The sequence below is a fragment of the Deinococcus sedimenti genome (assembly GCF_014648135.1).
Lineage (GTDB): Bacteria > Deinococcota > Deinococci > Deinococcales > Deinococcaceae > Deinococcus > Deinococcus sedimenti.
The window spans coordinates 39,488-50,343 of record NZ_BMQN01000018.1; the positions used below are offsets into that span (position 1 = coordinate 39,488).

A 10,856-nucleotide genomic window follows, 5' to 3' on the forward strand; every position below is an offset into this window, starting at 1 on the left:
ACGTGAGCGGGCCACGACCGTCTGGAACGCCTCCGAAAGCTGAACCGAATGCGCTTCAAACGGCACACTGGGATCTACCCCGAAACCTTCGTCGAGATGGAAGCCGTCCTGGACCAGCGAGAACACTCCAAGAAAAAGTCTGGACGACCTCCCGCTCCTGACGGCCTGACAGATTTTATGAAGGCGCGCGAAAAGGCAGCGTCCAGCTGACATCAAGGATGATGGACGGGCGAGAACGAGGGCCGTTCTGGCACCTGGGAGATTCGGGATCGGGCCCGCCCGGAAGGGCCAGGCGAGTGAAAAACATCTGACCTCGGCTCAACGCGTACAGCACCGCTCGGTGACCGATTTTGAGATAGCTCAATGCCCGGCGCCAGTGGGGATCGACGGCACGTCGATCCCCACGCTGCACGATGTCCACGCCTTCAGAAACCAGCAGTACAGTCGCCAGCGCCAACATCAGGATCAGGCGTTCAAGGCTGGCGGCATCCCGCAATTTGGCATCTTCCCGCTCGAACAATCCGCTTTTTTCGTCCAGAAAACCCTCCTCAATCTGAAAGCGTTCGCCGTACTCCGCGAAGGTCTGGGCATCCGTCGGATGGTCGCTCACGATCTGATCTGCCACCGCTCTGGGTCGTCCGATGGACGACCCAGAGCCACATGAATTGGACCAAACTGGTGCACTGTCAGCGTGACGTTGTGCAGGAAACGCGTCTCCCTGGCGGACAATTTGACCTCTCTAACCTTGCACAGTCGTGATCCATCCGGCGCGCTCAGCAGCAGGCTGGATGTGATGCGCATGCGGTAGTGTCATCTACAGACGCGGAGCCATGCCATGAGCTCCGTATCGCAAAAGCCCCGGTCCGCGAGAACGCGGACCTCGTGCACATCAAGGACATCAAGCATCCCCTTGACTTTGGCCAACACGGGAAGCAGGTGAGCACCGCTCACCTGCGCACTAGAATGTTCAATGACGCGGGAGACGAGTGGAACCGCTCGACCCCGGAAGAGAACGGAAATTCGAATCAGACAGAACTTCTCGAACAGCATGCTGGCGTAGAGGGCCAGGATCAGGGTGTGTGCCCCCCAAGCGCGTAGGGCGCGGGTCACCAACGGCCCAGAGGTCCCCGTGGGATCGATGGCTGGGTTGTGCAGCCATTAATGAAACCGGCGTTCGGTGCTCTGGGCGAGGACGGCTCTGGACTGGACGTATGGGATCCAGGAGGGCAGCGAAGCCTGTTGGGAGAGCAGTAGTCCTGCGACCATCCAGGCGAGGGTATGACCGTTGTGACTGTCGTTCCACACGCTGTGCTGGAGATGGGGGAGGACGGCCTGATCGAGTCGGGTCGCGTCCCCGGTGGCATTTTCGGTTGTCACAAACAGAGAGTGTCCCCTATTGGGGACGCTTTCTCATTCTTTGTGTCAGGCCGTCAGCTGTGGGACTCAACACCACCAGCCCCTCAAAGGACCGCCTCCTGGACTTCAGTTTCTCAAGCCGTAACACCCTTAAACCTACCTGCTCCGACCTCTACTGCGTAACAGGTCTTGAGAACTGGCTTCACAGCCACCTTGATCGAAGTGATTTCATATCCAGCTCCATATATTCTCGAATGAAATTCTAAGGTTTTCTGAGTTCATCTGAGTCCATGTCAGATGCCCGTGAGGCCACAGTCGGTTCAATGACTGTACCCGGGCACCCATTCTTCCCAGGTTCTCAGGACGTCGATCATGCCCCCTGCACTCAACCCACTACTCATTCTCGCGGCCAGCGTCAGCGTGACCGTCCTGATCGTGGCGCTGTCCACTCTCGTCCTGGCCTGGTGGCGCCCGTCGTACCCGGGCTGGCGCAGTTGGGCCGCCGGGCACACTCTGGTGGTTCTCGGCATGCTGATCGGCACGTACCGCCCACCGGGCCTGGACCGCACGTCCATCCTGCTCGGCAACGCGCTGCTCATGATCGGCGCGGCGCTGTTCGTCGGAGCGTACTACCGTTTCGCCCGCCGGAGCGTCCCTGTCGCGCTGACCGCTGGCCTGAGCGCGAGCATTCCAGTGGTGCTGGGACTGCTTCACTGGTTCACGGCCGCGCACGACAACATCACCGCGCGGGTCCTCCTCGTGAGCATCTACCTGACGGTGTGCGTGGGCGCCCTCGTGACGCTCATCGTGCAGCAGATGCGGCAGGAGCGGCACCTGCGCGGCACGTACGCCCTGCACCTGTGGCTGTTCGGATCGGTCTTCATACTGACGGTGCCGCGCAGCGTCACCCTCGCCCCAGGGAGCCACCCGGACCTCACGTACGCCTTCACGGCGCCCAACGTCCTGATGTTCACCGGCGTGCTGGTGCTATCGGTCGGGGGGGCGTTCGCCTTCTGGCTGCTGCATGATGACCGGCGCCGGGCTGACATGCAGGCCCTGCAGGATCACCTTTCGGACCTGGCGTTCCGGGACGAACTGACGGGTGTCCTCAACCGGCGCGGCCTGGAGGGCGCCTACGCGCGCTGGCGGGCCCGTCCGGACAGCCGCGTGGCGACTCTGGTCGTGCTGGATGTCGACCGGTTCAAGGACCTCAACGACCGGCATGGACACGCGGCGGGTGACGCGCAACTGGCCGCCCTGGGTGGTCTGCTGAATCGGGTGGCGCAACGCGACGACGTGGCGGGCCGGACGGGTGGGGATGAGTTTACGATGCTGCTCACCGGAGAAGCGCCGGACGTCGAAGCCCAGCTGAGCCGCCTCACCGAGACGCTGGGCCGCAGAAGCGAACTGCTGAGTTGCAGCGTGAGCGTGGGCTGGACGACCGTCTCGCCGCACGATACGTGGTCGGACGGTCTGTCGCGTGCCGATGAGGCGATGTACGTGAGGAAAGCGCGCCGCGCGAATCCGACGATCAAATTCACGCCGGGTGTGGCCCGCTGAGCGTGCGCGCCAGAGCAACCCGGGGAGAGCACCAGATGCCAGGAATCACCGCAGTGGTCCGTTTCACACTGCGCTGGACAGCACGCCCCTCCGCTCGACAGTTCAGGTTCTGTCACCTGCCGATACGCCCTTCGCTCGGGGCAGGGTTCTTCCGGTCTCCTCGGTGCCACCGACTTGAGCCCGGCGAGAAGAAGACTGCGGCGCACCATAGAGTGGAAAGAGGTTGAGAGACGATCTTCTGACAGTGATTCTTCATCTATCAGAATCCGGTCCCATTTGAGTGCGGTCCAGTCGGCAAAAAAATCTCGACCTCACAGAACGGCCAGGAAGGGGCCTCCGAACGCGGTTGAGGGGTCCAGGGTGGGAGCAGGGACGATTCACCTGTCCGACGGGACCTGACAGGTCACCGGTTCAGCAATCACGAGCACTTCACACTAATGTGGCTTAGTGCTAACATCGACTCACCGTGACCCTCGTCCGCACCAGCGACACCCTGGCCCTGATCCACCTCACCGATCAGGCCCTGCGGGTCCGGGCGGTCGAGGCGGCCAGCACCTACGACACCGACACCCTCGTGCAGGTCACCCTGGCCTACATGACCTCCGGCAGCCGCAAGGGCGCCCGCACCAGCCCCAAGACCCTCGCCGCGTACCGTCTCGCCGTGCGGGACTTCGTGCCCTGGGCGCAGCGCAGCGGCGTACAACTGCTCCGCCCCGGACGGCGGGACGGCGGCCGGTACGTCGCCGAGCTGCAGACGCGGCCCACCCAGGCACGCGGCCGGACCGGGACGCTCTCGGCCGCGACCGTGGCGCAGTACGTCGCGGGCGCCCGCGCCCTGTACCGCGCGCTGCGCTGGGCAGGCGCGACCGAAGCGCAGCCGTTCGAAGACGCGCACGTGCCCCCGGACCCCACGCCCGGCATCGTGAAGAACCCGCCCTACATGCGCGAGGTCGATGACGTCCTCGGGCACTGCGACGCCCGGCTCGCCGCGCTGCTGCTGCTGTGCGCGCACGCCGGGCTGCGCGTCACCGAGGCGCTGAACATCCGGCTCGGCGACCTTCAGGGCGCGCAGCTGACCGTGCACGGGAAAGGGGGCAAGGTCCGCCGCGTTCCCCTGGGCCGCCGCGTCCGCGCGGCCCTGCAGGACCTGCCCGCCGCGAGTGCCGACGGTGAGCTGTTCGACTGGACGTACCATCAGGCGCAGTACCGCATGCGGCTCGCCTTCCGCGCTGCCGGGCACGGACCGGCCTGGCGGGGCTTTCACGCCGCGCGTAAACACTCGGGGACCCGGCTGTACCGCGCCACGAAGGACTTCACGCGGGTCGGGCTGTTCCTAGGGCACTCGTCGGTGGACACGACGCGGCGCTACGTCGCCCTGGAGGAGAACGACGTGCAGAACGAAGTCGAGGACTTCTGACAGCAGAGTTCAGAGGTCTTGAGGGTAGCCCTCGGTCCGTCTGAATCGAGCACCTGAAAAAGACAGCAGTTGGAAGTGGAATTGTATGGTGTTGGCCCCAGGGTGGAACTGAACACCGCTGTGAGCCGTTGAGGCACCTGCGGAGTCCACTGAGGTCCACCTCTGAAATGGCAGCGATTCACCCTGGGGCGTGCCCTTCGCCTGAGTTACGAAACTGAATCCTGCGGTGGGGCAGGAGGTGACGGTTCAGCCTTCAGCGGCACCTGGGAGCTGGTCGCCGGGTCCGGCGAGTGGACGCGCTCCGGCGGTCAGGCCGGGCGGACGTAGGCGCGCGTGTGGGGGTAGTGCACGTCGGACCAGTAGGCGATGAAGCGCCGGATCTGCGCGGTGAACTCCTCGAAACCGTGCTCTTTGACGAGGTAACCGGAGCTGATCAGGTCGTACGCCCGCCGGACGTCGTCAGAGTCGCTGGAAGTGGTGAGCATCACGGCCGGCAGGCGGTGCAGGCTGGGGTGCGAGCGCACGGCCTGCAGCATCTCGAACCCGGTCATGCCGGGCATGCGGATATCGAGCAGCAGCACGTCCGGCAGCAGGTGCAGGTCCGCCTGCGCCAGCAGCCAGTCCAGGGCGCTGCGGCCGTCGTGGAGGACTTTGACGGTCACGGCCCGGTCCTGCCGGGCGGCAGCCTCGTGCACGAGTTCGCAGTCGGCAGGGTTGTCGTCCACCAGCAGGACGCACAGGCGGTCGGGCATCCAGGTGGCGTCCGGGGTCACGTGATTCAGTGTGGGGGGCGCGCCAGGGGAGAAATGCGACCCCAGCCCCAAATTCCCCTGCTGCTCTCCCCCACCGGGCGGGGTGGTGCGCGGTCATCTGCGCTTGACAGCGCCTCGGCACCCTGCAGGGCGGCAGATGACTCGAGCAGTGAACGCGACCGGCACGGTGAACAGGCCCGCTTCGTTGCCCTGACGGACGGACAGCGTGACCTGCGGAGTGAACAGCCGCGCAGCGAGCATCCGTCATGATCATCATCAGCGGGTGTCAGCGGCATTGAGGGGCCAACCGTGCGCTCCTCAACTCCACGTCCAACCGCTTCGGTTCCGGCTGCTCGCTCGGAAGCTCCGCGAGTCTGCTCGGTTCAGGTGCGAACCGTTCTCCCAACGCACCTGAACCCCGCTGTCGAGCCCCGTCGGGCGTGGAGGGCTCGGTGTGGACGGCTCTGTTCGGCGTGGACGGCTCTGTGCCGCCAGGGGTCTGTCGAGCGACACGCTCCTGCGGGTGTCTGTCGGCCGGGCCACCGCGGAACGGGTACGCTGACGGGTATGGCCCGCGCGGTGTGGAGGTGGACGCTGCCCCTGTGGCTGGCGGTCACGCTGGCTGGCTCGTGGGGTCTCGTGAGTGAGCGGCGCGCGGCGCTGCAGGCGGCGTTCGAACTGGACGCGCGGGTGCTGCACCGGGTCCTGTCTCAGCGTCTGGAGCAGCAGGAGACGGTGCTCTCGGCCGTCGCGGCACTACTCGCGCAGGACCTGCCGCCCGGGAAGCTCGGTGGATACGTGCAGGCGCTCGTCCGGCCGTACGGGCAGATCGTGGCGGTGGAGGGGTGCGCGGCGGCCGGGTGCCGGTCCTTCACATTCCGCCGGGAGGAGCTGCCGGATCTGCCGTTCGCGCCGGCACCTCGGCCGGCGGTGCGCTGGCCCCGGTCGGGGAGCGGTCTGTACGTTCTGACGCTGGGTCGCGCGCGGGTGTGGGTGAACGCCGCCGCGCTGGTGTCCACCCGTGACCTGCCCGCCGAGCCGCTGAGCGTCCAGCTGTTCCGCCCAGAGACCGGCGAGCTGCTGGTCGACCGCGCCGCGCCCGTGCGGCAGGCCGCGTTCACCTTCACGGTGCGTAAATCGCTGGGCACGGCGCTGGAACCGTTCCCCATCCGCTTCGAGCGCGCTCACCCGTGGCAGGTCTGGCCATGGGCGGGCCTGCTGTTCTGGTGGACGACCACGACCCTGATCGCGGGAGGCGCGGCGCGGATCCTGTCGATCCGCGCGCGGGCGGAACAGTCCCTGCTCGACGAGCGGCGCCGCGCGCAGGGCGTCGTGCAGGCCAGCACGGACGGCATCGTGGTGCTGGACGCGCAGGGCAGCGTGGTGCAGGCCAACCCGGCGGCCCTGCGGATCATGGGGCCGCTCCCGGCGGGTCAGGCGATCAGCGGCGCGGCGCGTTTCCAGGCGACGCTGTCGCAGGCGCCGTTCGACGCGGCTCGCTTCTGGCGGGCAACGGACGCGCAGGCGCTGCCGGACGGCACGGCCCTGCGGCGCGGTGCGGAGCAGGTCCTGATCGAGGGGGGCCTGACGCCCCTGACCGGGGACCGGGGGCAGCTGCTGGGCCGGGTGCTGACGGTGCGGGAGGTCGGACCGCTGCAGCAGCGCCTGCTGGCGCAGCTGGACGCCGGTGAGCGGCGGGTGCGGGAGCATGAAAGCCTGCTGTCGCACGTTTCGCGGCTGTCGACGCTGGGCGAGATGAGTGCCGGACTGGCGCACGAGCTGAACCAGCCGCTGACCGCGATCGTGAGTTACGGGCAGGGCGGACTGCGGCTGCTGACGCAGGACCCGCCGGACGTGCCGCGGGCGCGGCAGGCGGTGCAGGGCATGGTGACTCAGGCGCAGCGGTCTGCGGAGATCATCGCGCGGTTGCGGACCCTGGTGCGGCGCGCGCCGGCGCAGCGGGCGAAGGTGGATCTCGTGCAGGCCGCGCAGAACATCCTGATCCTCTGCCACGCGGACCTGACTCGCCAGGGTGTGCACGTGGCGGCGCAGTTTCCCGCGGCGGCGTTCGTCACGGGCGACCCGGTGCAGGTCGAGCAGATCCTGCTGAACCTCGTCCGCAACGCGCTGGACGCCATGGGCGACCGCCCGGATCAGCGGCTGGACCTGCAGCTGAGCGCGGCCGGTGACGCGTGGGCCCTGACCGTGCAGGACAGCGGGACGGGCCTCTCGGACGCGGTCCGGGCGACCCTGTTCCAGCCGTTTCAGACGGTCAAGCCCGGGGGGCTGGGGCTGGGGTTGTCGCTCTCGCAGTCGCTCGCGCAGGGTCTCGGGGGGGACCTGAGCGGCGAGAATGCCCCGGGGCGCGGCGCGCGGTTCACGCTCACGCTGCCACAATGGAGCAGTGAGCCGGACACCTGAGCCGATCGTGTACCTCGTGGATGATGACGCCGCCGTCCGCGACGCCCTGACGTTCCTGCTCGGCACAGTGGGCCTGCCGGTCCGGGCGTTCGCGGACGGCGTGGCGCTGCAGGCGCAGGTGGACCGCTCGGACATCGGGTGCCTGCTGCTGGACATCCGCATGCCGCACGTCAGTGGCCTGCAGATGCAGGAGCAGTTGCGGGCCAGCGGCGTGGACCTGCCCGTCATCGTCCTGACCGGGCACGGGAACGTGGACCTGTGCCGCCGCGCCTTTCAGCAGGGCGCGGTGGACTTCCTGGAAAAACCGGTGGACGAGACGGCCCTGCTCGAAGCGGTGCAGCGCGCCACGAGTCAGCACCGCCAGCGGCGCGCGCAGGCGGACTCGGTCCGGGAGGCGCGCGTCCGCCTGGCCCGCCTGACCGACCGGGAACGTGAAGTGCTCGCCGGGCTGATGGCCGGGCAGACCGGCAAGCAGAGCGCCCGGGTGCTGGGGATCAGTGTCCGCACCGTGGAAAGTCACCGCGCCCACCTGTTCGAGAAGCTCGAGGTGGCGACCCTGGCGGACCTGATGAGGCAGTACCTCGGCGTGGTGGACGCGCCCGGCCGTCCTCCGTAATGTTACGGAGCTCCGTCCGGGAAGGCCCGAATGGTGTCCCGCTCGCGGGCCTGACAGCATGACGGCATGAAACTTCCGACCCTGACCGGCCTGCTCCTCACTTCCCTCGCCGCGGCTCAGACACCGCCGGCGCCCGTGCCACTGGCCAGCACGCCCACGATGCAGGTGACCAGCCTGAGCCTGGACGCCGCCGTTCGGCTGGCCACGCGGGCCGTCGCGAACTGCGCGGCCGCCGGGTACCACGTGACCGCCACCGTGGTGGACCGGTCGGGCGTGACGCTCGCCGTGGCCCGCTCGGAGCAGGCCGGGCCGCACACCGTGGGGGCCAGTGCGGGCAAGGCGTTCACCAGCGCCAGTGGCCGGAACCTGACCAGCGAGATGGCCAGGGGCCTGCCCGGCAATCCCGGCCTGGCGAACATTCCCGGCTACCTGCTGCTGGCCGGCGGTGTGCCGGTCCGCGTGAACGGCGCGGTCGTGGGTGCAGTCGGCGTGGGCGGCGCGCCCAGCGGCCTGATAGACGAGACGTGCGCCGCCGATGCCATTGCGACCGTTCTCGGCCAGTAAGCGCCGGGGCGGCCCAGCGTGGACCGCGACCGGCCTGCTGCTGGTTCTGCTGGTCGGCGCGGCCCCCACCCTGGGGGCCCGCCCGGACCGCCGCCCGCTTCACGAGGTGACGCCCGTGAGTGCTCTGGACACCGACCTGCTCAGCGCGGCCCGCGCGGGCGACGCGGCGCGCGTGGCGGTCCTGCTGGCCGCCGGCGCGACCGCCGACGCGGCCGACCCGGAAGGCCGCACCGCCCTGACCGCCGCGGCGCTGGGGGACCACGTTGACGTGGCGCGGGTGCTCATCTCCGCCGGAGCGGACCCGGACCTCCAGGACGCGGACCGCAACAACGCCCTGCTGGTCACGGGGGAGACCGGCAGCGTCGCCATGTTGCGGGAGGTGCTCAGGGCCAGCCCGGACGTGACCCGCACGAACCGCTTCGGGGGCACGGCGCTCATTCCCGCTGCCCACCGCGGGCACCTCGGGTACGTGCGGGAACTGCTCGCCACGACCCGCGTGGACGTGAATCACGTGAATGACCTGGGCTGGACGGCCCTGCTGGAGGCCGTGATCCTGGGTGACGGTGGACCGGTTCACACCGAGATCGTGCGGGTGCTGCTGACGCGCGGCGCGGACCGGGACCTCGCGGACCGCGCCGGGGTGACGCCCCTGCAGCACGCGCAGCGGGCCGGGTACCGGGACATGGTCCGCCTGCTCCGGGCGCGGTGACGTCCGGGCCGGGTCTTCACGCGAGTTTGAGGAAGGGCCGCCGCGTCCGGCAGACGCTTTAATGTTAAAAATGTCATGTTCGGGTCGAGTCGCCTCCTCTCTCCGCCCTCGTGGGAGCGGCGCAACGCGGTCCTGCTGACCAGCCTGCTGGCCCTCGGCTACGCCGCCTTCGCCACCGTCTCCTTCTGCGAGGCCGCTCCCATCCGGGGCCGCCTCGCCCTCGGCGCCAGCCTCCTGCTGCTCGTCCTGGCGGTCCTCGCCTGGCGGCGGATCACGCTTCAGGTCCTCTACCCGCTGATTCTCGGGCTGATCACCGCGCTCGTCTGGGCCGTCCTGATGGCCCTCGCCCTGACGCACCAACCCCTGCCCACCGGCGTGCTCTCCAGCTGCGGCCTCGTCACCGGGCTCTCGTTCACGTGGTACGCCCCCCACGTGGCCCTGCGCTGGACGGCCGCCGCCTGCCTGCCCGTCGCCCTGATCGGCCTCTGGCAGCCCTTTTCCGACCCGCCCGCCCTGGTGGTCGGGGCCATGCTGCTGCTGCTGATCATGTACATCACCCAGTACAATCACCAGCTCATCCGCGAGCGGCACCTGCGAACCGAACTGGAGCGTCAGGTCAGCCGCGATCCGCTGACCGGCCTGTACAACCGCCGCGTGCCGCTCGAACAGCTCGGCGACCTGCTGGGCCGCGCCGAACCGCCCCACGACGCGGCCGTGGTCCTGCTGGACCTCGATCATTTCAAACGCGTCAACGACACCTGGGGGCACACCCGCGGGGACGACCTGCTCAGGGAGGTGGCGGGGCTTCTCACGCAGCACCTGCCGACCGGAAGCCTCCTGAGCCGCTGGGGCGGCGAGGAATTCCTGGTCATCCTGTACGGCCAGACCCCGTCCAGCGCGCAGGCCGCCGTGCATCACGTCCGTCAGGTCGTGGCGCAGCGGCCCGACCTGTGCGGCATCACGCTGAGTGCCGGCGGGGCCCTGCTCCCGGAGGCGGCCAGCAGCCGCGAGCTGATCCGCCTCGCCGATGAACGGCTGTACGCCGCGAAAGCCGCGGGCCGCAATCTGGCCTGCTGGACCGGCACCGGCCACCCGCCCCGCCACCCGTGACCGGCCGGGCCGACGGATCAGGCCGCACCCGGCGGCGTCTGATCGCGCCGTGACGGCACCCGCGGCGTCCGCTGGAAGGGGCCGTCCCCACGGTTCACGGTGGCGTCAGCGGCGACCCGTGTCAGAAAACCGTGTGTCTGACCGTGCGAGCATCAGACCTGCACCTGCAAGCTCAGTGACCGGCCCCTGCTCAGCGCGACTGAACGGTGGTCCCTCATGACACGGCCCCCCTGGACGGCAGACGGTGCAGTGCCCGGTCGTCCGACCCATCCAGTCCGCACGTCCCCCGGAGGACACATGAAGAAAAGCGCGCTCAGCCTGACCGTACTCGCCGCCCTCGCCCTCGGCACC

General features: G+C 68.7%; 9 protein-coding genes. 7 read left to right on the top strand and 2 right to left on the bottom strand.

Annotated elements, in window-relative coordinates; genetic code table 11:
- Nucleotides 1-175: 175 nt before the first annotated feature.
- A complete protein-coding gene (locus IEY69_RS18690) occupies nt 176-610 on the bottom strand; it encodes a hypothetical protein (protein WP_189074653.1) in 435 nt (144 codons plus the stop codon).
- Between the two features lie 1,118 nt (nt 611-1,728).
- Between IEY69_RS18690 and IEY69_RS18695 the strand changes: the two genes are divergently transcribed.
- Nucleotides 1,729-2,916: a GGDEF domain-containing protein gene (locus IEY69_RS18695; protein ID WP_189074654.1), complete on the top strand. Its 1,188-nt coding sequence runs from the start codon at nt 1,729-1,731 to the stop codon at nt 2,914-2,916.
- A 466-nt stretch (nt 2,917-3,382) separates the two neighbouring features.
- A complete protein-coding gene (locus IEY69_RS18700) occupies nt 3,383-4,333 on the top strand; it encodes a tyrosine-type recombinase/integrase (RefSeq protein WP_189074655.1) in 951 nt (316 codons plus the stop codon).
- Between the two features lie 308 nt (nt 4,334-4,641).
- Here the strand turns inward: IEY69_RS18700 and IEY69_RS18705 are convergent, their stop codons facing one another.
- Nucleotides 4,642-5,106: a response regulator gene (locus IEY69_RS18705; RefSeq protein WP_189074656.1), complete on the bottom strand. Its 465-nt coding sequence runs from the start codon at nt 5,104-5,106 to the stop codon at nt 4,642-4,644.
- 546 nt (nt 5,107-5,652) lie between these two features.
- Here IEY69_RS18705 and IEY69_RS18710 point away from each other — a divergent pair.
- The 5 genes from IEY69_RS18710 to IEY69_RS18730 all read left to right on the top strand — a co-directional run bounded on the left by IEY69_RS18710 (nt 5,653) and on the right by IEY69_RS18730 (nt 10,505).
- Entirely contained in the window at nt 5,653-7,506 is a 1,854-nt protein-coding gene (locus IEY69_RS18710; RefSeq protein WP_189074657.1) for a sensor histidine kinase, read from the top strand.
- A complete protein-coding gene (locus tag IEY69_RS18715) occupies nt 7,490-8,122 on the top strand; it encodes a response regulator transcription factor (protein WP_229784112.1) in 633 nt (210 codons plus the stop codon). Before IEY69_RS18710 ends, IEY69_RS18715 begins: the two co-directional genes overlap by 17 nt.
- 66 nt (nt 8,123-8,188) lie before the next feature.
- Complete coding sequence (locus tag IEY69_RS18720; protein ID WP_189074659.1) at nt 8,189-8,686, top strand: GlcG/HbpS family heme-binding protein; 498 nt, start codon at nt 8,189-8,191, stop codon at nt 8,684-8,686.
- A complete protein-coding gene (locus tag IEY69_RS18725) occupies nt 8,658-9,395 on the top strand; it encodes an ankyrin repeat domain-containing protein (RefSeq protein WP_189074660.1) in 738 nt (245 codons plus the stop codon). The genes IEY69_RS18720 and IEY69_RS18725 overlap by 29 nt, the downstream gene beginning before the upstream one ends.
- A 75-nt stretch (nt 9,396-9,470) precedes the next feature.
- Nucleotides 9,471-10,505, top strand: a complete 1,035-nt coding sequence (locus IEY69_RS18730) for a GGDEF domain-containing protein (RefSeq protein ID WP_189074661.1) — start codon at nt 9,471-9,473, stop codon at nt 10,503-10,505.
- Nucleotides 10,506-10,856: the final 351 nt, after the last annotated feature.

Excerpts from the sequence above, each read along its gene's own strand:
- IEY69_RS18695 (WP_189074654.1), top strand. The coding sequence starts at position 1,729 with ATGCCCCCTGCACTCAACCCACTACTCATTCTCGCGGCCAGCGTCAGC.
- IEY69_RS18710 (WP_189074657.1), top strand. The coding sequence starts at position 5,653 with ATGGCCCGCGCGGTGTGGAGGTGGACGCTGCCCCTGTGGCTGGCGGTC.
- IEY69_RS18720 (WP_189074659.1), top strand. The coding sequence starts at position 8,189 with ATGAAACTTCCGACCCTGACCGGCCTGCTCCTCACTTCCCTCGCCGCG.
- IEY69_RS18725 (WP_189074660.1), top strand. The coding sequence starts at position 8,658 with ATGCCATTGCGACCGTTCTCGGCCAGTAAGCGCCGGGGCGGCCCAGCG.
- IEY69_RS18730 (WP_189074661.1), top strand. The coding sequence starts at position 9,471 with ATGTTCGGGTCGAGTCGCCTCCTCTCTCCGCCCTCGTGGGAGCGGCGC.